At 38.1% G+C, this 26,347-nt stretch carries 27 protein-coding genes and 1 riboswitch; of the genes, 1 reads left to right on the forward strand and 26 read right to left on the reverse strand.

The features are described 5' to 3' along the window. Window position 1 precedes the first annotated feature (1 nt). The 13 genes from AC3B6D_RS08350 to AC3B6D_RS08410 all read right to left on the reverse strand — a co-directional run bounded on the left by AC3B6D_RS08350 (window position 2) and on the right by AC3B6D_RS08410 (window position 12,363). Window positions 2-493, reverse strand: a complete 492-nt coding sequence (locus tag AC3B6D_RS08350) for a hypothetical protein (RefSeq protein WP_489769751.1) — start codon at window positions 491-493, stop codon at window positions 2-4. Window positions 494-656: 163 nt separating this feature from the next. Continuing rightward, window positions 657-1,517, reverse strand: a complete 861-nt coding sequence (locus AC3B6D_RS08355) for an aldose 1-epimerase family protein (protein WP_489769750.1) — start codon at window positions 1,515-1,517, stop codon at window positions 657-659. An 8-nt stretch (window positions 1,518-1,525) separates the two neighbouring features. Continuing rightward, a complete protein-coding gene (gene hslU / locus AC3B6D_RS08360) occupies window positions 1,526-2,938 on the reverse strand; it encodes an ATP-dependent protease ATPase subunit HslU (RefSeq protein WP_489769749.1) in 1,413 nt (470 codons plus the stop codon). Between the two features lie 9 nt (window positions 2,939-2,947). After that, complete coding sequence (gene hslV / locus AC3B6D_RS08365; RefSeq protein WP_489757931.1) at window positions 2,948-3,472, reverse strand: ATP-dependent protease subunit HslV; 525 nt, start codon at window positions 3,470-3,472, stop codon at window positions 2,948-2,950. 270 nt (window positions 3,473-3,742) lie between these two features. Next, window positions 3,743-5,857 carry a type I DNA topoisomerase gene (topA, locus tag AC3B6D_RS08370; RefSeq protein WP_489769748.1) on the reverse strand — a complete coding sequence of 705 codons (2,115 nt, stop codon included), beginning with the start codon at window positions 5,855-5,857 and terminating at the stop codon, window positions 3,743-3,745. A gap of 43 nt (window positions 5,858-5,900) precedes the next feature. Next, window positions 5,901-6,761, reverse strand: a complete 861-nt coding sequence (gene dprA, locus AC3B6D_RS08375) for a DNA-processing protein DprA (protein ID WP_489769747.1) — start codon at window positions 6,759-6,761, stop codon at window positions 5,901-5,903. Window positions 6,762-6,792: 31 nt separating this feature from the next. Further along, a complete protein-coding gene (gene rnhB, locus AC3B6D_RS08380) occupies window positions 6,793-7,575 on the reverse strand; it encodes a ribonuclease HII (protein ID WP_489775416.1) in 783 nt (260 codons plus the stop codon). After that, on the reverse strand, window positions 7,568-8,416 hold the full coding sequence (gene ylqF, locus AC3B6D_RS08385) for a ribosome biogenesis GTPase YlqF (protein WP_489775417.1): 849 nt from the start codon (window positions 8,414-8,416) through the stop codon (window positions 7,568-7,570). The genes rnhB and ylqF overlap by 8 nt, the downstream gene beginning before the upstream one ends. Before the next feature lie 4 nt (window positions 8,417-8,420). Then, window positions 8,421-9,830 carry a S41 family peptidase gene (locus AC3B6D_RS08390; RefSeq protein ID WP_489775418.1) on the reverse strand — a complete coding sequence of 470 codons (1,410 nt, stop codon included), beginning with the start codon at window positions 9,828-9,830 and terminating at the stop codon, window positions 8,421-8,423. An 18-nt stretch (window positions 9,831-9,848) separates the two neighbouring features. Next, window positions 9,849-10,082 carry a YozE family protein gene (locus AC3B6D_RS08395; protein WP_489757925.1) on the reverse strand — a complete coding sequence of 78 codons (234 nt, stop codon included), beginning with the start codon at window positions 10,080-10,082 and terminating at the stop codon, window positions 9,849-9,851. Between the two features lie 12 nt (window positions 10,083-10,094). Next, window positions 10,095-10,697, reverse strand: a complete 603-nt coding sequence (locus AC3B6D_RS08400; RefSeq protein WP_489775419.1) for a YpmS family protein — start codon at window positions 10,695-10,697, stop codon at window positions 10,095-10,097. Next, window positions 10,694-11,479 (reverse strand): GDSL-type esterase/lipase family protein, encoded by a 786-nt coding sequence (locus AC3B6D_RS08405; RefSeq protein WP_489775420.1) that lies wholly within the window; start codon window positions 11,477-11,479, stop codon window positions 10,694-10,696. Before AC3B6D_RS08405 ends, AC3B6D_RS08400 begins: the two co-directional genes overlap by 4 nt. 38 nt (window positions 11,480-11,517) lie before the next feature. Next, a complete protein-coding gene (locus AC3B6D_RS08410) occupies window positions 11,518-12,363 on the reverse strand; it encodes a DegV family protein (RefSeq protein ID WP_489757922.1) in 846 nt (281 codons plus the stop codon). Window positions 12,364-12,489: 126 nt separating this feature from the next. Here AC3B6D_RS08410 and trhA point away from each other — a divergent pair, with 126 nt between their 5' ends. Next, window positions 12,490-13,152 (forward strand): PAQR family membrane homeostasis protein TrhA, encoded by a 663-nt coding sequence (gene trhA / locus AC3B6D_RS08415; protein ID WP_489757921.1) that lies wholly within the window; start codon window positions 12,490-12,492, stop codon window positions 13,150-13,152. Here trhA and AC3B6D_RS08420 read toward each other — a convergent pair. The 13 genes from AC3B6D_RS08420 to scpB form a co-directional block, all read right to left on the reverse strand. Next, window positions 13,137-13,649, reverse strand: coding sequence for a dihydrofolate reductase (locus tag AC3B6D_RS08420; RefSeq protein WP_489775421.1), 513 nt, complete (start codon window positions 13,647-13,649; stop codon window positions 13,137-13,139). The two genes, trhA and AC3B6D_RS08420, sit on opposite strands and share 16 nt — an antisense overlap. A 10-nt stretch (window positions 13,650-13,659) precedes the next feature. Further along, window positions 13,660-14,619: a thymidylate synthase gene (locus tag AC3B6D_RS08425; protein WP_489775422.1), complete on the reverse strand. Its 960-nt coding sequence runs from the start codon at window positions 14,617-14,619 to the stop codon at window positions 13,660-13,662. Further along, window positions 14,619-16,499, reverse strand: a complete 1,881-nt coding sequence (locus AC3B6D_RS08430; protein ID WP_489775423.1) for an ABC-F family ATP-binding cassette domain-containing protein — start codon at window positions 16,497-16,499, stop codon at window positions 14,619-14,621. The genes AC3B6D_RS08425 and AC3B6D_RS08430 overlap by 1 nt, the downstream gene beginning before the upstream one ends. A 3-nt stretch (window positions 16,500-16,502) precedes the next feature. Continuing rightward, window positions 16,503-17,714 (reverse strand): CCA tRNA nucleotidyltransferase, encoded by a 1,212-nt coding sequence (locus AC3B6D_RS08435; RefSeq protein WP_489775424.1) that lies wholly within the window; start codon window positions 17,712-17,714, stop codon window positions 16,503-16,505. Continuing rightward, window positions 17,704-18,975, reverse strand: a complete 1,272-nt coding sequence (locus tag AC3B6D_RS08440; protein WP_489775425.1) for a tetratricopeptide repeat protein — start codon at window positions 18,973-18,975, stop codon at window positions 17,704-17,706. The genes AC3B6D_RS08435 and AC3B6D_RS08440 overlap by 11 nt, the downstream gene beginning before the upstream one ends. 626 nt (window positions 18,976-19,601) lie before the next feature. Further along, window positions 19,602-19,877, reverse strand: a complete 276-nt coding sequence (locus tag AC3B6D_RS08445; protein ID WP_489757915.1) for an HU family DNA-binding protein — start codon at window positions 19,875-19,877, stop codon at window positions 19,602-19,604. Between the two features lie 179 nt (window positions 19,878-20,056). Continuing rightward, window positions 20,057-21,370: a ribosome biogenesis GTPase Der gene (gene der, locus AC3B6D_RS08450; RefSeq protein ID WP_489775426.1), complete on the reverse strand. Its 1,314-nt coding sequence runs from the start codon at window positions 21,368-21,370 to the stop codon at window positions 20,057-20,059. A 73-nt stretch (window positions 21,371-21,443) separates the two neighbouring features. Then, window positions 21,444-22,643 (reverse strand): 30S ribosomal protein S1, encoded by a 1,200-nt coding sequence (rpsA, locus tag AC3B6D_RS08455; RefSeq protein ID WP_489775427.1) that lies wholly within the window; start codon window positions 22,641-22,643, stop codon window positions 21,444-21,446. Window positions 22,644-22,714: 71 nt separating this feature from the next. Beyond that, window positions 22,715-23,380, reverse strand: a complete 666-nt coding sequence (gene cmk, locus AC3B6D_RS08460; protein WP_489757912.1) for a (d)CMP kinase — start codon at window positions 23,378-23,380, stop codon at window positions 22,715-22,717. 195 nt (window positions 23,381-23,575) lie between these two features. After that, complete coding sequence (locus tag AC3B6D_RS08465) at window positions 23,576-24,256, reverse strand: LysM peptidoglycan-binding domain-containing protein (RefSeq protein WP_489757911.1); 681 nt, start codon at window positions 24,254-24,256, stop codon at window positions 23,576-23,578. Window positions 24,257-24,338: 82 nt separating this feature from the next. Further along, window positions 24,339-24,878, reverse strand: coding sequence for an ECF transporter S component (locus AC3B6D_RS08470; RefSeq protein ID WP_489757910.1), 540 nt, complete (start codon window positions 24,876-24,878; stop codon window positions 24,339-24,341). A 56-nt stretch (window positions 24,879-24,934) separates the two neighbouring features. Next, window positions 24,935-25,052: riboswitch (FMN riboswitch) on the reverse strand. 4 nt (window positions 25,053-25,056) lie between these two features. Beyond that, window positions 25,057-25,779 carry a pseudouridine synthase gene (locus tag AC3B6D_RS08475; RefSeq protein ID WP_489757909.1) on the reverse strand — a complete coding sequence of 241 codons (723 nt, stop codon included), beginning with the start codon at window positions 25,777-25,779 and terminating at the stop codon, window positions 25,057-25,059. Next, entirely contained in the window at window positions 25,776-26,345 is a 570-nt protein-coding gene (gene scpB / locus AC3B6D_RS08480) for an SMC-Scp complex subunit ScpB (RefSeq protein ID WP_489775428.1), read from the reverse strand. The genes AC3B6D_RS08475 and scpB overlap by 4 nt, the downstream gene beginning before the upstream one ends. Window positions 26,346-26,347: the final 2 nt, after the last annotated feature.

Raw genomic sequence — 26,347 nt, forward strand, 5'->3', positions numbered from 1 at the left:
CTTAATTTGTCACTGATTGTCGATAATCTAAATAACGTTGTTGTTTAGCCTTTGACCAAGTAGCCAACTGTTGCTGAGCAGCTTGTTGCTCCTGCAAGTCGCCAGAACTCAAGCGTAGGATTTTGGCAAAGTCTAATTGTTCCGTAGATAAGCCCCAGCCTTCTTTGCGTAAAGCATGATTTAATGATTTTTCTTGTTGCGACAAATCAACTGTTTGCGCCTTTTTTGGTCCCTCACGTTTTTTTGCTTGATAAGTTGCATAATCTTCATTAGCAATCTGAATCAAGATTTGTATCTCACTTAAAGTAAATAGTTCTTCAATGGTTGCATCTTGAGCTTTGATTTTTTTAATATAACGTAACAGCGTACTTTTGCTGAGATCAGTTTGCCTAACAATTTGTGCCCGATTAGCGCCTTCAATGAGCCAAGAGCATAATTTTTTTTGCGTAGTTGCACTGACCTTGATCTGCGCAATTTTCTGAGGCTTATACATCAGAATTAATAATCCTTTCTTTGATGATTAGTATCTCTTTTTATTATGAGCATCTCGCACTTAAATGCAACCCAAAGACCACTTTTCTGAATCATAAAAAGCACTTGGTAAAAAACGGTCAATACCTATCTTTTTACCAAGTGCTTTAACTAGCTATCTTATTTTAATAATAAAACCGCATACTCCAACTAGCATTAAAGATTTGCTGTGGTTGTAACAGATTAATGCCAAATTTATGTTCTAATTGACCATCACTATTAACAGTATCTGCCACTCCCCACCAAGGTTCCAGGCAAACAAAATCAGCTGTCTTAGGATAAGCAGACCAAACCCCAATATAAGGTGCATCAGTCGTCAAACTAATTTGCCAATTATCATTAGCCCATAGCTCAAAAGCATTGCGCCCTCGATTATGATAAACATAAGCGTCGTGAGCAAAACTATCTTCATTAAGTGGCATCATCGCCTTGGGCACCCAGGTATGATTAGTATCAAGCAAATGGTCTTCTGTAAAATCAATTCTACGTAGTCGCTCTGGATGTTGCAAAACCAACTTGGCTCCCGGAGCCCGATAATTAAACATAAAGCCCGGATGACCACCAATTGAAAAGTACATCGGGTGCGAACTCAAATTTTTCAAACTATAACAAACTTGAATTTGATCACCCACTAGTTGATACCCCACATACAGCGAAAAACTAAAGGGGTAATTGGACTCTTCTTGACCAACTTTTTTGGTTAATCCTAACTCCAATAAAGTCGGTTCTTGCGTCATTACGGTAAATTCTTGGTCACGAGCAAAACCGTGTTGTTTCATTGAATAAGTTTGACCCTGATAACGATAAGTATCATTTTTTAGTCGGCCAACAATAGGGAACAAGATCGGCGCATGTCGTCCCCAAATTGCTGGATCACCATTCCACATCCGTTGCGTCTGCGTTGGATCCTGGACGCTGACTACTTGGGCTCCCAAACTATCAACTTGAACAGTTAACTTTGTGTTTTGTAACGTGACAACAGCCATTAGTCCTCCTATAAGATATACTTAGTTAAATCACTATTATTAGCAATCTTGCCAACTTTATCTTCTACATATTCCTGCGTAATCATGATTTCACCCATCTGCATATCGGGTGCCTCATACATAATATCAGCCAAGACATTTTCCAAAATAGTTGCTAAACGACGAGCTCCAATGTTTTGATTTTCATGATTAACCTGATAAGCTAACCGCGCAATTGTTTCAATCGCTTCTTGCGTAAAGGTTAACTTAATGCCATCACTACCTACCAAAGCAATATACTGTTTAACCAAAGCATTATCTGGAGCTGTCAAAATTCGAACAAAATCTGCTTCCGTCAAATCATCTAATTCGACGCGAATTGGAAAACGTCCTTGTAATTCAGCAATTAAATCACTCGGTTTACTTTCAGCAAAAGCCCCAGAGCCAATAAACAAAATGTGATCCGTTTGAACGCTACCATATTTAGTATTGACACTAGAACCTTCAACAATTGGCAAAATATCACGTTGAACACCCTCACGGGAAACTTCACCTGATGTTTTCTTATTACCAGCCGTAATTTTATCAATTTCATCAATAAAGACGATTCCGTCATTTTCAGCACGCTGAATGGCAGCTTGATAAATCACATCGGAATCTACCAGCTTAGCTGATTCTTGTTCAATCAAAATCTCCCGTGCTTGACTAACTGGTAAGGTTCGCTTAATGGTTTTCTTAGGAATTAACGAGTCCATTGCGCCGTTTAAATCAATCCCCATTTGTCCCATCATATCATTCATCGGATTGATTTTTTTACTTTCCGATACTTCAATCGTTACTTCTTGATCTTCAAGTAAACCACGATCTAATTGTTCTTTCACGCTTAAACGTTGATCTCGAACTTCATCCGTGATTTCCTCATTATTATTAGCAGCTTGTGGTGTTTCTCCACGTGTCATCGCATTAAACGCCGACATGAGATCTTGTAAATTATTCATATTGGGTTGAACTGCCTGTGTTTTTTTACCCGGCACTAATAATTTAACTAAAATCTTATCAGCTTGTCGACTAGCTTGTGAACGAACCTCACGATATTTTTGTTTTTCTTCCATTTTGACCGCAACATCGACCAAATCACGAATCATCGACTCAACATCGCGACCAACATAGCCCACTTCGGTAAACTTAGTAGCCTCTACTTTGACAAAAGGTGCTTGCACCACATCCGCCAAGCGGCGTGCAATTTCGGTTTTACCAACTCCCGTTGGTCCAATCATTAAGAGATTCTTGGGTGTAATATCTTTTTGCATACTTTGCGATAATTGCATCCGCCGATAACGATTATATAAAGCAATGGCGACGGATTTTTTAGCTTGATCTTGACCAACAATATATTTGTCTAAAGCTTTAACAATCTGTTTGGGTGTCATTTGTTCTGGCATTGTTCTCTCCTAAATTTGATCCGTTAAAATACTCTTATTAGTGAAGATATCAATATCTGAGGCAATATTAATAGCTTCATGAGCAATTTCTTGAGCGGTCATGTCTGGACTGTGGCGAATCATAGCAATGGCGGCAGCTTGGGCAAAATTACCACCTGAGCCAATAGCAATTACATCCTCATCAGGTTCAATCACTTCACCATTACCCGAAATTAGTAATAAATCCTCTTGATTAAAAGCAATCATCATTGCCTCTAATTTTTGCAAAGTCGGATCTTTACGCCAATCTTGAGCTAATTCCACTGCGGAACGCTTTAAATTTCCAGCATAGCTTTGCAACTTCTTTTCAAACCAATCTTCTAGAGTAAAAGCGTCAGCCACACCGCCGGCAAAACCAATAATTACTTGATCATTAAAAATCCGCCGCACTTTATGTGCGGAAGCTTTCATAACGGTTTTTTCGCCAGCAGTAACTTGCCCATCTCCAGCAATTGCAATTTGGTTGTGATGTCTGACTGCACAAATTGTTGTCATAATTTACCTCAATTATATTTCATTATTCTTAATATTTTAGATTTTGTGAATTGTATTGGTTCTAAACTTTTGAAAATAAATTTAACTTACTAAGCTGATTTGCTAACTTAGTAGCGGTTTATCTTGCTTCCAGACCTTATATCTCAGTAGTCTCAAAATTTTAGTTTTCGAACTTTAAGCTTAAAAACCACTACAATTCTATGGTAACACTTTTAGTCAACGATCGTTCTAATCTATCCGAAGAAACTTTCAGCAATTTGTAGACAAGTGCTACTTTTGAACTTCTTCTTGATAATCGCCATTAGGACAGATTACTTGGCGGCCACCCTTGACCTTCTTTTCAACTAGATAATGGTCGTCTTTAGGACAGTTACGACCAACAGGTTTATTCCAGTCCACAAAATCACAGTCCGGATAGCGCGAACAACCGTAAAATAAGCGATTTTTCTTCGATTTCCGTTCCACTACTTGACCTTCCTGACATTTAGGACAAGTCACACCAATTTCTTTAATAATGGCTTTAGTATTACGACAATCTGGAAAACGACTACATGCAATAAATTTGCCGTAACGCCCTAATTTAATAACCATCGGTGCACCACAAATGTCACAATTCATCCCAGCCGGTTCATCTTTAATTTGTAGCTTTTCAATTTGTTCATCGGCAGCTGTTAATTCCTTAGAGAAAGGTTGATAATACTCATCAACTACTTGGCGCCAATTTTCTTTGCCCGCTTCAATGCCATCCAATTCAGTTTCCAAATTAGCCGTAAAGTCGACATTAACAATGTCTGGAAAATATTGTTCAATTAAATCATCAACAATTTCTCCTAATTCCGTCGGTTCAAAACTACGACCATTTAATTTGACATAATAGCGTCTTTGAATCGTATCAATAGTTGGTGCATAAGTCGAGGGACGACCAACACCGTTTTCCTCCAAAGTTTTAACTAACGAAGCTTCACTAAAACGTGCTGGGGGTTGCGTAAAATGCTGTTCTGGATTGGTTTCAATTAATTTAACTTGTTGCCCTTCTACTAAATCTGGCAATAAATTATCTTTTGTCTTTTGATCATCTTTATAAAGCTTCAAAAAACCGTCAAATTTAATTTTAGAACCATTTGCCCGAAACTGAACATCATTTTGTTCGACAGTCACTGTCATCGTATCTAACACAGCGGGCGTCATCTCACTTGCCATAAAACGATTCCAGATTAAAGTGTATAGTCGTAATTGATCACGCGTTAAGATTTTAGCTAAAGATTGCGGCGTTCTTTGCACTGCAGTAGGGCGAATAGCCTCATGGGCATCTTGAGCGCCTTCGGGATTTTTCGTAGCGTGAACCTTAGTAGCCGCATACTCTTCGCCATATTCTTTTTGCAAAAACTGAGATGCTTCGTGCTTAGCAACACTTGCAATTCGCGTTGAATCCGTTCGCATATAAGTAATTAAACCAACATTGCCTTGTCGCGATCCCAGATTAATTCCTTCATATAGTTGTTGTGCTAACATCATTGTTTTCCGCGTTTTAAAATTCAACTTGCGGTTAGCTTCTTGTTGTAAAGAACTCGTCGTAAATGGTGGTGCTGGATAACGTTTGCGTTCTTTTTTTAACACCTTTGTCACATCAAACGGTTGTTTGCGATCTAATTGTCCTAAAACAGTTTGAACTTCTGCTTGCGAGTGCAATTCAGTCTTCTTATGATGCACGCCATAAAAATTGGCATTAAATTGATTTTTCTTTAATCTACCAGCCTGAAAACGACTAGGAATCGTCCAATATTCTACTGGTTGGAAATTACGAATTGACTTTTCACGATCAATCACCAGTTTTAAAGCTACTGATTGTACACGGCCCGCGCTGAGCCCTTTCTTAATTTTTTGCCATAAAATCGGACTAATCGAATAACCCACTAACCGGTCTAAAATGCGCCGGGCTTGCTGCGCATCAACCAAATCCATATTAACATTTCGCGGATGCTTAAAAGCATCTTTAACCGCGTCTTTCGTAATTTCATTAAATACTACTCGGTTATCATCTGCTAAATCTAAATTTAATAAATGGGCCACATGCCAAGCAATCGCTTCACCTTCGCGATCGGGATCGGCTGCTAAATAAACTTTTTTAGCTTTTTTGGCTTCTTTTTTTAATTCTTTAATAGTATCCCCTTTACCTCGAATAGAGATATAAGTGGGTTCATAATCGTGTTCAATATCAACACCCATGCGACTTTTAGGTAAATCACGAACATGGCCTTTGCTGGCTAAAACTTTGTAATTACGTCCTAAATACTTTTCAATTGTTTTAGCCTTGGCCGGAGATTCGACAATTACCAAATTCTTTTTAGCCGGACGGCGTTTGGTAGTTTTTGAGCTAACCAACATGAAGCTCCTTTCCTTAATCAAGTCGCTTCAAATCATATGCCAGTCATTTCCTATTTGTCAAATTTTTTTGTTCAAGCCCTAACTCAGCCAATAAATCACCAGCAGCAAAATATGGTCGCGCTCCCGCCGCAATTAGTTCATTACAACCTTGGGATAACGAACTATCTAGCGGTCCTGGAGCGGCCCAAACGTTCCGATTTTCTTGCAGTGCCAATTGGGCCGTAATTAAACTGCCACTGCGTCTTTTAGCTTGTGTGACAACTAATGTCTGACATAAACCGGCAATAATGCGATTACGCTGTGGAAAAAAATATTTTTGTGGGTGCGTTGTAGGGGGATATTCAGACAGCAATAACCCTTGTTGGGCAATAGTCATTTGTAATTGCCGATTAACCGCCGGATAATAATAATCTAAACTATTACCCACAACCCCAATCGTTTGCCCCTGATTGTCTAAAGTTATCTGGTGACACCAACCATCTGCTCCCTTAGCTAGCCCGCTCACTGTCACTACTTGAGCTTGCACTAAAGCAGGAACTAAACTGTGTACGACTGTTTGCGTATAAAAACTACTTTGCCGCGCCCCAACAATTGCAACCGTTGGGCGATTCAATAACTGTAAATTTCCTTGGTAATATAGCAAAGCCGGTGGATTATAGATTTCGCGTAACTTTTGTGGATAAACAGCGTCCAAGAATGTTAAACATGGTGGCATCATGGGATAATCTTGTTGCAAGCGTTGCTGAAATAACGAGCGTTTAGTCACCGTTAGTTGCTGTTTCACAAATTGAATTAATTGACTAACGGAATAATGCTGCAAGCTTAATTGACAAACTTGCAGCATTATTTTGTTGCTCACACAACGGGTTTGGGATAATTGATATAATAATTGACGTAATTGCATAACAAACACCAGCTCCGTAATTTTTTTTAAATTACGAATTTACTGCCAAATATTTTTTGACAGGCGCAAATGAACGTCGATGAATTGGACAGATTCCTTGCTTCTGTAAACCTGCTAAATGAATTTTAGTACCGTAGCCAGCATTTTGGGCAAAACCGTAACCGGGATAAACTTGATCATACTTAACCATTAATTCGTCTCTATAAACTTTAGCCACAATACTAGCAGCACCAATCGAAACACTCCGCGCATCACCTTTAATCAATTTAGTTTGCGCAATGGGAATTGGAATCCGCATGGCATCAACTAATAGATGATCAGGTTGGACCAATAATTGACTAACAGCTTGTGCCATTGTTAACTCCGTCGCATGATAAATATTTTCTTGATCGATTAATTGCGGACTACCTACGGCTACACTAACATCAATGGCTTGATCTAGAATTTGCCCATATAATTCATGGCGCTTGTGATCACTTAATTGTTTGGAATCATTAATTTCAATTAAATTAACATCCGCAGGTAAAATAACGGCGGCGACAACTACTGGTCCCGCTAACGGTCCCCGACCAACTTCATCAATTCCGGCTACTAATTGTTGCTGTTGCCAAAAAGGTTGTTCAAATTTTTGCCGTCGTAAAAAAGCTGCTTTTAACGCCATCGTTTTAGTTAACTGGCGTTGATGCGACTGAGCTAATTTTTGCACGCCAGCGCGGGAATCTTGCGCCAACGTTTGCCAATCTGCACTCGTTAATGATTGCTGGCTAATTAACTCTTTAATCTCGTGAATCTTTAATTGTGACCATTCAGTCATTGATTTCTTGCACCCAATCTAGAGTATATCTACCCAATAATCCTTGACGCACATCATTAATAATTTTATGAGCCGCACGATCAAAATCCTGCTCAAAATGCCACTGAGTGGTTAATTGCACTAATAATTGGGCACCTGTCAGAGTCAATTGTTGGGCGGTTAATTGATACTTTTGTTGTAAAATTGTTTCATAGTGCTGTTGCCAAAATTCTAATGCATAAATAGCCAAGTCTTGTTGGGGAATAACTTTATCACTAATCGCTTGCGTCAAAGCTAAATTAAATCCGACTCGTTCTTGCGTGATTTTGGGCCATAAAACTCCTGGGGTATCCAACAATTCCAAATGGTGTTTAGTCTTTAACCAATTCTGATTTTTAGTCACACCGGGGCGATTACCCGTCACAGCCACTTTCTTACCAACTAATTTATTTAATAATGTTGATTTACCAGCATTCGGAATGCCAATGCACATGGCGCGCACTGTATAATTTTTGACCCCGCTTTGTTGGTATTTTTTTAATTTTGACGCCATTAATTGTTCAATTGCCTTCAATAGCGGTTGTAACTGATTAGTATGCTGTGCATCTAAAGCAATAACTGATTGCTGTTTTGTTTGATAAAAATTAATCCAGGCCTTAGTCATTCGTTCATCGGCCAAATCAGCTTTATTCAAAATAATTAACCGGGGTTTGGAATTAATCATTTGATCTAAAACCGGATTCAACGAAGAAAAAGGCAACCGGGCATCACGCACTTCTAAGACTAAATCTACTAATTTCAGATGGTCTTGGATTTGATTTTTAGCCTTATTCATATGACCTGGATACCATTGAATCGTCATGTCCTTATTTCCTTTCTAGTACCTTAAATGCTTGGTTCAACATCGGATCATGTCCTTGAGCCTTTTGCATTAAAGCTTGGGTTAAAGCTTGTCTAGTTTTAGCATCCAAATTACCCCTTTGTTGTGGTAATTGCTGTTGTACTTGAAAAGCTGTCAATTGTTGTTGAGTAGTAGCATCCAACTGACCGGTAACTGGAACCGCTAACCCCACAGCATTTAACACTTTTTGAGCAACTTTCACATCGCCACTAGTTTGCTGAGCAGTAATCGTTTTTTGACTGGTAAAAGCATTAATATTTAAATAATCTGGATACTTAACTTTGAGTGTCGGTTCTAAGCCTTTGTGATTAATCCAAGAACCATTGGGGGTCAACCACTTAGCGGTAGTGATTTTCATCTCTGAGTCTGAACTTAACGGACTTAAAGTTTGCACCACTCCCTTACCAAAGGTCTTTTCACCAATTACTGGTATTTGTGCAGACTGCTTTAAGGCTGCTGCAAAAATTTCAGCAGCACTGGCGGTACCCTTATCAACTAAAACGACCGTCGGTAATTTAACTTTATAATTTTTTAAATATTTCGCACTAGCACGATACGTCTTCGTCCCGTCCGTTCGTGAAACCATAGTCATTATCTTTTGACCATTGTTCAGAAACATACTAGAGGCCGCTAATGCTTGTTCCATAACTCCACCAGGGTTATTTCGAACATCAATAATTAACTTTTGGGCACCTTGACGTTGAACTTTTTGTATTTCTCGCTTCAGCTCACTAGCAGTATGTTCGGAAAATTGGGTAATCGTAATTTCGGCTACTTTGCCATGATGATTAACCACTTTGCCCATCACCGTCGCCACTTTAATCGGTGCCCGAACCAAAGTTTTAGTAAAGGTTTGTGTGCCGCGTCTAATTTCTAAATGAACTTTGGTTCCTGCTTTACCACGGGTCAATTGCGAAGCTTGATCAACTGTCATTTTTTGCGTGGAATGTTGATTAATTTTGGTAATAATATCTTTAGTTTTTAAACCGGCTTTAGCCGCTGGTGATTTCGGCATTGCTGAAACAATTTGAATGCCAGCATTAGCTTGTTCAATCGTAGCTCCGATCCCAGAAATTTTCCCAGAAATATTACTATTGAATGAATCTTGATCTTGGTCCGCCATAAACTCCGAATAAGGATCATCCAAAGACTCCAGCATTCCCTTAATTGCACCATTGATTAGCTTTTTAGAAGATACTTTCTGATAATAATTTTGATTAATTGTTTCATATACTTGTTGAACTTGGCTAAAATTACCCATAGAACCTTGATTCTTCAGTTCCACTGCCATAAAGATAAATGCGCCAGCAACCCCAATTAAAATTCCACCAACAATGGAAAATATTACTGTTGACCAAGAAAACTTTTTTTTCATGCCGAATCACTCGTTTCTTTAAGAATTAAAATGTGCCTGGGACTCTTGATATTTAGCAAAAGCCTGATCATAAATGTCCATTGTCGGTAAATACGATCCATTCAATTCCAGATATTCCGAAATTTCTGTATAGTCTTGCGCTTGTTTTGGAAAAGTTTGGTCAAAAAAAGCCGCTTCCGCAAAATGAGCAATGGGACTAGTACTATTAGGATTTCGTTGCGTCATTAAATATTCATAAAAAGATTTTTCCATCAACTAACACTCCTAAAACTTGCTCGAATAAACACTAACGACAATTTTATTTTTGTGCAAATCTAAATCTTTGACTTTAAAATAATAACCACTGTCATTTTGATAATCTTGTAAATTAATATTGATTAATTGCTTACTGCTATTAATGCTTACCCAAGAAGGAAAATGATAATTATGTTGAATATAACCGAGAACAAAGCCCAACGGAATACCCAAGTGACCAATTTTTAGATGTTGGGCTTTTAATTGGACACCACCACTAGCAGTGGGAAAAGAAGCCGTTTGTAGCTGAAAATCAATTTTTGACCCTAACAAATCAGCACTCCCCACTAACGAAATGTGTTGATCAAATTTTAAATGATATTGAATATCCTTACTGTTTAAATATTCATTAATATAATGATTTGCTAGCCTCTGTGCTTGCTGCTCAGTTAACGTTACTTCAAAAACTGGTTGAGAATCATTGGCTGGTGCAGGTTGTTTAGAAATAACCGCAGAATCAATCGGGCGCGTTACAGCATACCACATACCCGCACCTCCCAGAATCAGGATTGCCACTAATATTAAAAAAGCCCATTTCCACCAATTACGTTTTGTATCTACACTGCGTCTCATTTTAAATTAATCCACTCCTTTTGGCTTAATTGCAGTTGGTGCCATAATTTTTTGGTCATTAACTGATAACCTTGATGATTAGGATGAAAATAGTCTTTCGTATATAACAACGGATTTGTTGTTGTTTGTTCTTTTTTCGAATATTTCAATTTTTTAGGTTGAGCAATAGCTGACACATCCACAAAATGCATTCGATAATTATTATGGGCTAAATTTTTGCTGGATTGATTCCATTGCAAAACCGCCTGCTGCACACTCCGAGCTTTTTTAACATAAATAGCATACGGATTATAAATGCCAATCAAATAAATCGGCGCTTTATCATTATAGCGCCGAATAGTCATCACCATTTGAGACATTTGTTGCACATAAGCATCATTAGCCGCTTGAAATTGTTGATTGGACAAATTTAACCCATGTTTTTGTAAAACATGCATAATATTATTACCACCAGCTGTCAGGATAACAATATCACTTTTCTGCAATGCTTTTTTGAGAGCAGCGTTATGTTGAACCCGCTTTAAAATTTGTCCGCTCGTTTCACCACTAATACCAAAATTTCGCATTTTTACTCGGCGATGACTGGCTATTCTTAAAGGTTTTTGAATCAAATGCGTATAACCACCTTGATGGTGACCGTCACCAACGCCATAAGTCAAAGAATCACCCACAGCCACCACTTTTAAAGTAGTTGTTTGACTCTTAGCAGCAACTTGATGAACGTGAATGTTGACTAAGCTAATAGCTAACAAAAAACTAATGAGAATCTTTATTTTTTGCAAAGTTAACTCCTTCAATTTATCAAATTGTTAACCGCTTATTATTGCCGATAATAAATAATCGCAAAGGCACCCTCGCCAGTATGGGTCATAATAATCGGACTAGTTAGTTCAATTGTGGTCTTAATCTGCGGAAATTGAGCTTGAACTTGTTGTTTAATTTGCTGCGGCAAAGTATCATCACTCACATAAGACATGCCAATTTCACTAATTTGGTCGCCATGTGCATCAATATCTTCAATACGTGATTGAATAAAATTCTTAATCACTTTAATTCCGCGTCCCTTTTTGGCAATCGTCAATTTATGATTTTGTAACTGCACAACCACATCAATATTTAATAATGACGTCAATGTCGCCGCCATTTTGCCTAGACGTCCGCCTTTAATAATATTTTCTGGATGGGGAATACAAACGTATAATTGCGTTTGTTCAGCAATATGTTTAATCGCGGGTAAAATTTCGGCCACTGTTTTTTTCTGCTGTGCCATTTTCGCAGCTGCTAAAACTTGAAAAGCCATCCCTCGATCTGTTGAACCACTATCAACCACGGTCACTTTGGTGGAAGTCAACTCCGCTGCTTGCTTGGCAGCATCTACCGTACCACTTAACCCCTTAGTCAAGGTAATGGCCAATACCTCACTGCCATCTTGACCTAATTTGTTAAAGGCCTCGACAAAGCGACCGATGGGTGGTTGACTCGTTTTCGGAAAATTAGTACTAGCCAACATTTTTTGGGAAAATTCCTGGCGAGTAATGTCTTGACCATCAACATATTGTTGATTATCAATTTCAACAGTTAATGGCACTACTGTAATTTGATAGTCTGTAATTTCTTTTGGTGTCAGTTGCACAGAAGAATCTGTTAAGATTTTTACATTTGTCATTTGTGGAAACCTACCTTTATCATTTCAGGTCTTTAAGCTATAATCTCTAAAAGAGTTGTTTACTTAAAGATTGTATCAAACGTTCACAACTTTAGCACATTTTTATTAATTAAAGGAGCGCTTGTCTTGACCAATATTTTTGCCAAACCTCAAAAAACTTCGAAAATTTACCGAATTACTAACGAAATCTTCAGTGCCATTACTCACGGAATCGGTCTACTACTGGCGATCGCCGGTACTGTATTATTAATTATTAAAGCTGTCCATCAGCACCCCATGGCTAAAACTTTGAGCGCCTACTTAATTTATAGCTGTACACTTATTTTTTTGTATCTTTGTTCAACACTTTTTCATAGTCTTTACTTTACTAAAGCTCAACACATTTTTCAGATTCTAGACCACAGTTCTATCTTCTTATTAATTGCGGGGACTTACACACCTTTTTGTCTACTCGGAATCCCCGCACCATTTAATATTGTTTTATTAAGTACTATTTGGATCATTACTATTGGTGGTATCATTTACAAAATTTTTAACTTGGGCGCGCACCCTATCATTGATACTAGCCTGTACGTTATCATGGGATGGTTAGTCATTTTAGCCATGAAGCCCCTACATCATTCCTTAGGTACTACTGGAATTTTGCTCCTGTTTTTTGGAGGAATTGCCTTCACTATTGGCGCTTTACTGTATACAATGCGGGGCATTAAATACATTCACGTTATTTGGCACATCTTTGTGATGCTGGGTACCACTTTGATGTTTTTCTCAGTTTATTTATTTTTATAATGATCTCGCCGTTGATAAACTAAAAATTCATGAGCCCAAAGATTTTGGTCATCAACTTGACCAGTTTGTCGCTTAATGAGTTGAAATTGTTGGTAATCAATGGGAATCATCCACGTATCGCCGCTAAATTGTGCGGCGATTTTAGTTACATATAAACGTTGAACTTGCTGGGCAAACATAGTAAATAAAGCTGGTCCTCCAAAGATAAATACCCGCTCATCGTGACTAATTAACTGCTCAATTTCACTTTGCGAGGTCGCCACGGTTAAGTCGGCTGTTTGCGAAAATTGCTCAGGAAAATGTGTCAAAACGATATTTCTCCGTTCTGGCAAAGGTCGCGCATGAGGAAAACTACGCAAAGTTTTAGAACCCATCACGATTGTACTGTGTAGCGTTGTTTGTTTTAAATAATGTAAATCTGCTGGTAACTGCCACGGCAAATGCCCGTTTTGGCCAATTAGGTGATTTTGATCTTCGGCCCAAATATATGCTAGCATGCTTTACTCCTTAAACAGCCACGGGGGCCGAAATACTGGACTGGGGATGATAATTTTGTACGTTAATTTGTTGCAACGTTAACTGATCAATACTCGTTATTTGCGGATCTAAAACCAGTTGCGGTCCCGCCGTTGGTTGACGTTGTAGTTGCAATTTAACTTGGGCTAAATGATTTTGATAAATATGGGCGTCACCCAAGGTATGAATCAATTTTCCCGGTTTTAAATGAGTTACTTGGGCAATTAATTGTGTTAATAACGCATAACTGGCAATATTAAACGGCACACCCAAAAACAAATCTGCACTCCGTTGATATAACTGGCACGACAAATAACCATCGTTAACATAAAACTGAAACAAGGTGTGGCAAGGAGGAAGAGCCATGGTTTTTAATTCTGCCGGATTCCAAGCTGTCACAATTAGTCGGCGAGAATCAGGATTCGTTTGAATTTGTTCAATCACCTGGGCAATTTGATCAATTTCTTGTCCGTCAGCTTGCCAATGACGCCACTGTTTCCCATAGACATTACCCAAGTCACCAAATTTTTGCGCAAACTGATCATCTTGTAAAATTTGTTGGCAAAACAATTGCTTTTGTCGTTGATATTCCTGATTGAACTGCGCATCTTGTAATGCTCGGTGCCCAAAGTCTGTCATATCGGGACCTTGGTAAGCAGAACTTTGGACATATTTTTGAAAAGCCCATTCATCCCAAATATGGTTATTATGTTGTAATAAATACTTAATATTACTATCACCCCGTAAAAACCATAATAATTCCGATTTAATCAAACCAAAAGGGACTTTTTTAGTCGTTAACAGGGGGAAACTATCTTGTAAATCAAACTTCATTTGGTAACCAAACAAACTATAAGTTCCGGTCTGAGTGCGATCCGTCTTAAATTGCCCCGTCGTTAAAACCGTGTGTAACAACTGTAAATACTGTTCTTCATTTTTAGTTGTTGCCATTAGTTATTCCTCTCTGCTAATTCTAACCACCGATCACTCGCCATATCTAATTGCTGTTTAACCTCAGTCAGTTCTGTTTGATGCTTCAAAATTTCTTGATAATTATTACCTTCCGTACTCATTAACTGTTCTAAATGCGCTTTTTGTTGTTCTAACCGAGTGATTTTAGGCTCTAGATCTTTTAATTCCAATTGTTGCGCATAAGTTAATTTATTAGTTGGCGCTGTTTTGACTTGCGGCGCAGCCGCTTTATTTGACGCGGCTTTCTTCGCTTTAGTTTGATTACTTGTTAAATATTGTGAATAAGAACCCCAATAACGCTGCACTTGACCGTGACCGTGGAAAATTAATAAATCATCAGTAATTTTGTCCAAAAAATAACGATCATGCGAAACCGTAATGACACTACCACTAAACTGGGTTAAATAATCTTCCAGAATTGTCATGGTTTCAATATCCAAATTATTAGTTGGTTCATCAAACAACAAAACATTCGGTTGTTGAATGAGAATGGCCAACAGATATAGCCGCCGTTGTTCACCGCCGGATAAGTCACGAATAAAGGCCCCCTGCTGTTTAGGAGAAAATAAAAATTGTTCCAGTAATTGTGAAGCCGACATCTTATCCCCTTCACTGTTAGCCACATTTTGACCAATAGATTCTAGATAAGTAATTACTCGTTGGCTTGGGTCCATTTGTTCTACTTGTTGCGTATAATAACCAATTTTAACTGTTTGACCAACATTTAATTGACCTTTTGTTAACTGCTGGCGACCTGCCAAAACATTCAAAAAAGTGGTTTTTCCGGCACCGTTAGCGCCAATAATTCCTACATGCTCACCAGAATTAATTCTTAATGTTAAATCTTGTAATAAGACTTGTTGGCCAAATGCCAATTGTGCTTGTTTTAATTCGAATACATCTTTACCCAAGCGTTGGTGTTGTATATCAATATTGAGTTGTTGCTCTGAAAACTGAGATTGATTTTTTAAAGTTTGACTTAGTTCTTTAAAACGCTCCACACGGGCATTTTGTTTGGTTCCTCGGGCCTGAACCCCAGCCCGAATCCATTTTAATTCATGGCGGTATAAATTCTGCTGGTGTTGTCTCGTCGCTGCTAAAGTGGCCTCATTTTGGGCCCGCTTTTGTAAATAGTCTTCATAATTACCACTATATTCTTGTAATGTTTGATTACTTAATTCAAAAATACGATTAGCAACTAAGTTTAAAAAGTAGCGGTCATGGGTCACGAAAATCACAGCACCAGCATAATTATTTAAAAAATTAGCTAGCCAGCTGATAGCTGTTTCATCCAAGTGATTAGTCGGTTCATCTAAGATTAATAAATCAGAATCAGAAACTAAAATTTGCGCTAAACTGACTCGGCGCACTTGACCACCCGATAATTCTTGAATTCGTTGATTAAATTCAGTAATGCCTAATTTCGTCAAAATCGTTTCGACAGTTGCTTGAAACTCCCAACCATCAATGCGATCCATTTGTTCTTGTGCTTGAAAAAAGTTCTGCGCAACTTGAGGATTATCGCTATCTCTACTATATTGACTTAATGCTGCTTCGTATTGCCGCACACTGACATACAAGGGTTCGTCCCCCTGTAAAATGGCCTCTAACACCGTTTTTTGCGGATCTAAATACGGATTCTGCTTCAAGTAGCTAATTTGATAATCGCGCGGATGGTCAATCACACCTTGCTTGAGTAAAGTTTCATCAACCAAAGAATTAAGTAGCGTCGTTTTACCAACCCCGTTTAATCCTAACAAGCCAATGCGATCCGGTTGTTGAATTTTAAAATTAACTTGCTGAAATAAAGTTCGTGCTCCAAATGATTGTTGCAAATTATTGACACTAAACATTTTCATAACTTAATCACCTTTAATCTGAGCATCACGTTGTCGTAAAGCTTTGAGTATTTCTTGTTGCTGGTTAGCTAATTGTCGACTTACAATTTGTTGTTGAAGCCATAATAAATCTTGACCAATCTGTGGCCCCGGTTTCAAGTTTAATTCTTGCATGAGCAATTGTCCGTCCACTGCCAAATCATGACTACTTTTAATGGGCAATTGTTGATAAACTGCTGCCAATTGCTGTGCTTGATCTTTTTGATTTAACAAGCCCAACAATTGGCAACAATTTTGGACCACTGGTTTTTGAGCCTGGTAAATATCCCAAGTCGTTAGTTGTGGTAATTGTTGCAATAATTGCACGCTCTTCATGGTGACTTTAATAACAGCATTCGCCAATTTCCAAGCTTTCAAAAATTGTAACAATTGGGCTTTATCCAGCTGCCATTGCCAGCCCAATAAAGTCCAAACTTGCGTTTGATTTTGTAAATTTAGCTGGGCATCTAACGTTAATAATTCGGATACTTGAGCATCAGCCAGTTGTGGACAATACCGATTCAATTGTGTTTGTAGCATCGTTTCTAAACCGACTTGCCAACACGGTGCTTGCATTAATTTCAGCCACTCATCGCGAATTCGTTCAACCGCAATTTTAGACAATAAATTCGCATTAGCTGCAATCCCTGCTTGTGTCGCAGCATCGATTGTAAAGTCGAGCTGTGCTTGAAAGCGAACCGCGCGAAGCATGCGCAAAGCATCTTCGTGAAAACGTTCTTGAGGATTGCCAACAGCTTTAATCCGGCGGTGTTGTAAATCAGCTACTCCCCCAAATAAGTCAATAATCTGACCTTGAGTCGTCATAGCTAATGCATTGATCGTAAAATCGCGGCGTTTTAAATCTTGTTTTAAAGACCGCACAAACTCTACATGATCAGGACGACGATAATCTTGATACCCCGATTCAGTCCGAAAAGTGGTAATTTCATAAGTTTGATGAGCAGTAATGACAGTCACTGTTCCATGATCAATTCCGGTATCTGCAGTATGGTTAAAAATAGCTTTGATTTCTGCCGGATAGGCACTAGTCGCCAAGTCCACATCATGAATCGGACGTTGTAATAACATGTCACGGACACAACCACCAACAAAGTAAGCCTCAAAGCCAGCCGCATTAATTTGCTCTAAAACAGGAATTGCTGCTGCAATCGCAGTCGGAAAATGTTCAATTCTCATTGTTTAAATTCAACTCCTGTTCCAACTCATTCATTTCCCAATCGTCAGGTACTAATTTTAGATAATTATGAACAGCATTTTTCAGCAAATCTGGAGCTGAACTTTTTCGTAATAAAGCAATCAAGTCCTTTAAATAATTAGGATTATCCTTAAATTGATCATAAACACTCAAAAAAGCCGTTTGGGCGGCCGAAATTTGTTCGAGAGCGCTCAAGGAGCGGGCCCGGTTCCATTGTGCTTGTCCATCATCACGCAACTGATCTACATATTGGTCCAACAAATCCAAATTTGCTTGGTGTTCATTTTTTAATAAATAAATTTGACTCAAAGCTAAAATTAAACTAGTTGGCGCATCTAACATCTTCAAACCTTGTTTTAATAAAGTCACTGCTGGATCTAAATCACCTAGTCGTTGTGCACTGGTAGCTACCAATTCATATAACAATTCACTATAAGGATCATAGCTCAATCCTTGCTGAGCTGCTTTAAATGCCGCAGCTGGCTGATTCTGGGCCAAATTTAAGCGACTTTCCAAAATATAACCTGAAGTATAATCCGGTGCTAGTTGTAATAATTGTTCAATTAAAGTCTGTGCTTGTTGATAATGTTTTAATTCTAATTCCAGATTAGCATAATTATATAGATTATCCGCATTTAAAAATTCGGGTGTGGTTTGTTGATAACTGGCCTCCGCCGCTTCATAATCACCTAGTCCCACTTGCGCTGCAGCTAAGCGTTGGTACAGTGAAATTCCTGAAAATTCGAAAACATCTTGATCAATTAACTGCTCATAATAATCAGCTGCTTGTTGAAATTGATTTTCGTTAAAATATAATTCCGCTAACGCAAATTGAATCACTTGTTCCTGTGGTGCTAATTTTAATGCTTGTTGCAATTTTTGCTCACTAACCTCATAAAGACCTAAGGTTTGATAAAGATCCGCACTAACCATTAATGATGCGACATAAGCCGGTGAATCTGCCTGAATTTGTGCCAACAAATTGGTTGCTTCATCAACTTCATCATTAGAAATCAGCGTCTCTGCCAAATTAACTTTTAGAATATCCTCCTGAGGCAATTGTTTTAACAAGGAGCGGTAAACTACAATTGCACTATCCACTAATCCTGACTGCTGTAGCTGTTGTGCCGCTTCATACAAATCATCTACAGAATCACGCTGTAAAGCTTGTTTTAACAGTGACTGTCCATGGTCAAAATCACCTTGTTGTAAAGCCGCCACCGCCTGTTTGCTATATGTCATTTAAAATACTCCTTTAATTCCGTTAATTTCAAGATAACACAAATTAAGAGACTTACCAGTATTACATCTGTCATAAAATATTTTCTAAATCAATTTGACACTTTTGATCCAAAAAAATAAGGGTACGACTAGCACAACAATCACTAAAGTATTTAAAAACTCCCAAGTTATATAAAATCCTCTGAAAAAACTACTTAATCAGTAATTTCCAAAAGTCAGTTTTAATGACTAATTTTTTAATAACTTTTAGATTTAGTATTGTCGCATGAACCTTCAAGAAACTAGGACCCAAAGAATTTGGCGTCAATTGAGACGAACATTTTCTTTTGATAATATTCCCAAAGTCAGTAGCTCGTATCCAACTTTATACAATTCGAAAATTAAAGTTCAGACTTTAATCTGGAATATCGTTAGTACGCAACTTCTCATCTACTTTTGTCCTAACTTCTATTTCAGGCTAGTTGCATCCTTATCAATTATACCGGCAAATAAATAATAGTTGGGAAAAGCGGACTTAATTAGCTGACCAGCGGTTAAGCACATTTTCCCAGAACAATTTCCTTATGTAAGCTAAGACGATTATAACAAATATTATAATCGCCCGTGATAAACAATCTTTTAAAAAATTATTTAACTGCGTCTTTTAATGTCTTACCTGGTTTGAAGGCAGGAACATCACTAGCAGGAATTGTGATTTCTTCATTCGTTTGTGGGTTGCGACCCTTACGAGCAGCACGATGACGAACTTCAAAATTACCAAAACCAATTAATTGAACTTTTTCGCCCTTAACTAAACTTTCTTGGATAGAACTGAAAACTGCATCAACTGCAGCAGTAGAATCCTTCTTAGTTAAACCAGTTTTTTCAGCTACATTTTGAATTAATTCTGCTTTATTTGCCATAATTTTTTTCACCTCCGTGAAGCAATGAAGTGATCATTACTTAATCAAAATGACGACTACCACACCATCATTCTTTAACAAATTATCATAAGATTCCCAAGCTAGCAAGGAATAATCACATTTTTTTACGAACTTTTGTAATTCTTAATAAAAATTTTATTTAAATCCACCAAAACAGTCTATTTCCGCATTCGCGCAATGATCTTAATCGGCGTACCAGTAAAATCAAACATTTCCCGTAACTGATTTACAATAAAGCGCTCATACGAAAAATGAAAGAGCTCTGGATCATTCACAAAAGCGACAAAGGTTGGTGGATTAACCGCAACTTGCGTCAAATAATATAGCCGCAACCGTTTATTTTTCACAGTTGGTGCTGGCGCAATTGCAGTAGCTTTTAACAATAAATCATTCAGCAATGACGATTGAATCCGCCGATTTTGGTTTTCATAAACTGCCGTTACTAGTTCAACAATTTGATCTAAGCGTTGGTTTTTCAGTGCTGACACAAAAACAATTGGTGCATAATTTAAATATCGAAATTCTTGGCGCAAATAATCTGTAAATTCTTGCATCGTTTTTTGATCTTTATGTTGGACAGCATCCCACTTATTAACCGCAATAATGACCCCACGACCAGCTTCGTGCGCTAAACCAGCAACTCGTTTATCTTGCTCACGAATCCCTTGCTCGCCATCAATCACCATAACGACTACATCACTACGATCAATCGCGCGCATAGCCCGCATCACTGAATACTTTTCCGTGTTTTCATATACTTTACCACGTTTACGAATGCCCGCAGTATCAATCATCGTATACAATTGGCCTTCATCATCCACAAAACTGGTATCAATCGAATCACGTGTCGTCCCTTCCATATTGGAAACAATTACACGCCGTTCGCCTAAAATGGCATTAACTAATGACGACTTACCGACATTCGGTCGTCCAATAAAGCTAAATTTAATAGCAGGATCTTCATCAACTAATTGGTCATCAGGAAAACTTTGAACCACTTGATCTAATAAATCTCCCAAACCTGTACCATGAACTCCGGAAACGGGGAATGGTTCACCTAAACCTAACGTATAAAATTCATAAATATCTTGACGCTGCTCTAAATTATCGGCCTTATTAACTGCTAAAACGACGGGCTTCTTAGCTTGAAACAAGATATGAGCTACCGTTTCATCTTCTTTGACTACGCCCACCCGACCATCAACAACCATCACAATGACATCAGCTTCGTCGATGGCAATTTCTGCTTGGCTTTTAATTTCTTGGTTGAGCGTTGTATCTTCTAAAGTAATTCCGCCTGTATCAATCACCGTAAATTGTTTATTTAACCATTCAGCATGCGTATAAATCCGATCGCGAGTTACTCCAGGAGTATCTTCAACAATAGCGATTCGTTCACTCGCAATTCGGTTAAACAAGGTAGATTTTCCAACGTTGGGGCGTCCAACTAACGCCACTACTGGCATTGCCATATTTTCACCTTCTTAAAATTATTTAATCAAAAAAACTGGCTCCAAAGAGTCAGCTTTTGCACAATAAGTTTGATTAATTTTGAGAATTTTCATCATCCACAATATCACCTAAAGCAAAACCACGTTCTTCATCAGGCAAAGTGTAATCAATCTCTTCTTCTTGAGATTCAGCTTCTTTTTTAGCATGCGGATTTTCCGTTAATTCTTTAATTGACAGACCTAAACGCTTTTGCTCTGGATCGACATTTAAGACTTTCATGTGAACTTGTTGACCAACTTGTAAAACATCGGCTGGCTTATCAACATGATTCCAAGAAATTTGGGAGACATGAACCAATCCTTCAACCCCTGGTAAGACTTCAACAAAGGCGCCAAAATCAGTCAAACGCTTGACGACACCGTCAATTTCATCACCAACGGCAATCTTTTCGGAAACACTTTCCCAAGGCCCTGGTTGTGCAGCTTTAATAGACAAAGAAATTCGTCCACGTTCTTTATCAACATCTAAAACTTTAACTTTAACTTCTTGCCCAACTTCTAAAACATCAGCTGGCTGATTAACTCGTTCATAAGAAATTTGTGAAACATGAACTAAGCCGTCCATACCGCCTAAATCAATAAAGGCGCCAAAATTAGTTAAACGAGAAACCTTAGCTTCGATAATATCACCTGGTAAGATTCGTTCCATAACTTCAGCTTCACGTTGCTTCTTTTCTTGAGCTGCGATTTCTTTATGTGATAAAACAAAGCGATTCTTAGCTGGTTGCACTTCAATAATTTTCAAATCTAAAGTTTGGCCAACGTAAGGCTTTAAATCACGAACAAAATGATCTGAAATCATCGAAGCCGGAATGAAACCACGCAAACCGTCAACTTCAACTAACAAACCACTTTTGACAGTTCCGGTAACTTTTCCTTGAACTGTAGTATCTTGATTCATCAAATCAGCCATTTTAGCGTAGGCTTTTTGATTTTCAATACGGCGTTGAGATAAAATAAAACTACCGTCTTCTTTGTCACTCGCAGAATGCCGCACGACTAATAATTCTAATTTATCGCCAACTTGTGCCAGCTTATGAATATCAGCCTTCCGATCTGCAGTTAGTTCACGCAGTGGGACAACTCCTTCAACTCCAGAATTATCAATACCTACAACCAGTTGATTGTCTTCAACTGATAATACCTCCGCGGTAACCACATCGCCAATTTGTACTTGATCAAAACTATCAAGCGCTTGCTCCATGGGATTTATGCTGTTATTCTCTTCAGCCATTTTTACATCCTCCTCGCCATCGTTCGAAATCTATCTTAATGTAAAATCACTTCAATTACCAGTGCTATTAATTAATTCTTTAATTTTATTTGAATAATTTGCAGTGCTTTGTCAATAACTTGATCAATGTTCAAGCCAGTCGTATCAAGAATTTGCGCATCTTTCGCCTGAATTAATGGTGAAATACTTCGATGAGAGTCTTTATAATCACGTTGCGTAATCTCTTCTTCAATTTGGGCTAAAGGTGTGGTAATTTTACGAGTTAAATTTTCTTGATAACGCCGCTGTGCACGTTCTTGAACACTCGCTGTCATAAAAATTTTAACTTGTGCGTGGGGTAAGACCACAGTCCCAATATCTCGGCCATCCATGACTACATCGTTGTTTTGTGCCAATGCTCGTTGTTGTTGCACTAACAATGTCCGTACCCCTTGTAACGCCGAAACTTGTGAAACATTTTGCGCAATGATTGGTGTCCGAATTGCCGCCGTGACATCTTCTTGACCGGCGTAAACTAACTGTTGTTGATTTTCTAATCGAAAAGTAACTGGATTGGCTTGCAACGCTTGAACAATTGCAGCTTCAGCACCGTAATCAAGCTGCAATTGCGTCGCTAACCAAGTGGCTGCGCGATACATAGCTCCCGTATCAACATATAAAAAATTTAATTTTTGTGCAACTGCTTTTGCAATTGTACTTTTACCAGCAGAAGCTGGTCCATCAATAGCTATTTGCATTTGAGCACTCCTAATAACAGTAAAAGAGGTTGGGCCAATAAGACTCATACTCATCTAACAAAATGAACATTCAGTCATTATTGTGTTTCAAAAGTCAGCAATTTAAGTTTAACGATTTTAAAGTCTTCCATTCAGTTTTAGACTTAAAAATTTCATTCAACTACTTGATGACTTTTGCTCCCAGCCTCTCAAAATTTAGTGAACACGCAAGCGCATCCCTGGTCGTAACACGGTGTTACTAGACATTCCATTTAATTGGTATAACTGCTGAGTTGTCATCCCATGATTCAGCGCAATTCGATAAGCATTATCATGAGCTTGTACAACATAATAAGAAGAATTAGTTGCCGAAGAACTTGCTGCCGTAGTTGCTTGCTGATTAGTATTAGCCTGCTCAGCAGTATTATTATCAGCTGCAGCGGTATTATTCGTTGGACTTTGTTGTGTATTAGTAGTTTCCGGCTGATTAGTTGTAGTTTCCTTAGCAGTCTTATCAGATGGAGATTCAGATTTTTTATTGGTCGACTGATTCAAATGTGATGCTACTTTTTTAGCTTTTTGCTTTTTTGCTTTTTTATGAGTTGCAGTACTTTTAGGCTTCGAACTAACTGCCACTTGACTAGTACTATCAACTGCCGTCTTTTGATGACCGGCTGAAACAGCCGACCAAACAATTGGCAAACACATAATTGCCAGTAGCACGATCACTAATGACCAAACCAAAACCTTATTACTTTTTTGAGTTTCTTTACGTTGAACCCGTGAATACTCTGCAGAAGTTTCTGGCGTTGTAGAGTCTGTCACAGATGATGTATCTTTTTGATCAGCAGAATCTCCAAATGTTGCTTCCCAAAGTTTAGGTTTTTTATCGCTCATTAATCTCACCTCTAATAACTATTAAGTTTACCAGTTAAATGGATAAATTTCATTAAAAAAGAAAAAACTGAAGATTTTTTTATCAAAATTTTAAACGTCTAGTTAATAAAATGCTCAAAATCGAATTAATAACACCTTTAACTAAATTAAATGGCACAACCCCAAATAATACGTATTTTGCCACCGGCATTCCGATATGAAAATTCAGAACGGTCATATATAAGGGCATTAAAATAAAGTAGTTAGCCAAAGACAGCACAATAGTTAAACTCAAAGTTCCACAACCGTAAGCTAACCAATTAGCATGATCGTTACGCAGTAACAAAACAATCGGAATAATAAATGCCAAGCTAGACAAGAGTGATGAAAAATCACCAATTAAACTAGCTACATTCATTCCCATTAACACCCAATGTAATAATACTTTACAAAAAGCTACTAACGTTCCGGTCGACATTCCATAAAGACCAAAGGCCAATAACACCACAACATCACTAACATCCATTTTCAAAAAAGAAAAGCCTGGAATCAATGGAATTTCAATATACATTACTAAAGTTGCCAAAGCGGTTAATAAAGCACCACCAATGACTTTATTGTGCGCTAACTTACTTCTTTCCATAAAAAAAGACCTCCAACAAATCGTTGCAAGGCAAATGAGACCATTAAATAATGATCTTGCGTTTTCTATCATCTGGACTATACCATCGGCTTTTGGAATTACACCAAATCCACCATTGCTGGGTTGCGGGCTATCACCGCCGGTCAGGAATTTCACCTTGCCTTGAAAACGATATTTATTATAATTTTTTAAGAGCTTTGACTTCATCTTGCGTCAAAAAGCGCCAGTCGCCAGATACTAGACCATCTAACGTTAAGAATCCAACTTGCTCTCGTCTTAATTTTACCACATTAAAGCCGACTTGTTTAAACATTTCCTTAACTTGATGATTCATGCCTTCGTGGATCACTAGTTTTACTAGTGAAGTTTGCCGTTGACGATCAATACTCATAATTTCCGATTTAGCTGGAGCAGTCTTACGGCCCTTGATCTTAACTCCATGTCGTAATTGTTCTAACGCTTGAGAAGTTACAATCCCAGATAATTTAGCAATATAAACCTTATTAACTTGATTACTTGGATGTAATAAATGGTTGGTTAGATCGCCATCATTCGTCATTAGTAATAAACCGGAAGTATCATAATCCAAACGTCCTACTGGATAAATTCTCGTATCAATAATATCTTTAAAATAATCCGTTACTACTTTGCGTCCCTTTTCATCATGAACCGATGAAATCACCCCGCGTGGCTTATAAAATAACAAATAGACTTTGGGCCGTTTTTCAATCGCTACGCCATCGACTTCAATCAAGTCGTGTGTGGAAAATTTACTCCCTAACTCGCGAATTACTTTGCCATTAACTTGCACTCTCCCCGCCGTAATTAAATCTTCTGCTTTCCGGCGCGAAGTAACTCCCGCATTGGCAATCAATTTTTGTAATCGTTCTGTCTGTTTCATTCGTCTCTATCCTTTTTTGAAAATAAATCAACATTTCCTTGCTGATCCAAATTTTGTTCTTGAAATGCCGCTAAGGGTGGTAAATCTGCCAATGATGTTAATCCAAAGTAATTTAAAAATTCCTTCGTAGTACCATACATCATGGGACGTCCGGGGGCATCTTTATGGCCTGTTACTTTGATTAGTTGCCGGACAAGCAATGTTTGTAAAGTCGCACTACTATTTTTCACACCACGGATCTCATCGATTTCAATGCGTGTGACCGGTTGCTGATAAGCAATGATTGCTACAACTTCTAGTGCGGCAGAACTCAACTTATTAGCTTGCTCAGTTTGCCAATATTGATCTAACAAATCATGATATTTAGCTTTGGTTAATAGCTGATACTGCTCACCAAATTGCTTAATTATCAAAGGATACTGGTCAGTAGTCTCTAAGACTTCAGTTAAGTTGACCAACTGTTGCCGCACACTGGCTAAGTCTTTGTTTAATAAAGTGGCTAAATCCTGCAAGGACAACCCCTGCTCACCCGCGACAAATAACAAGACGATTAATTCTTGCTGCACTT

It is taken from the genome of Bombilactobacillus sp. ESL1097 (assembly GCF_058107205.1).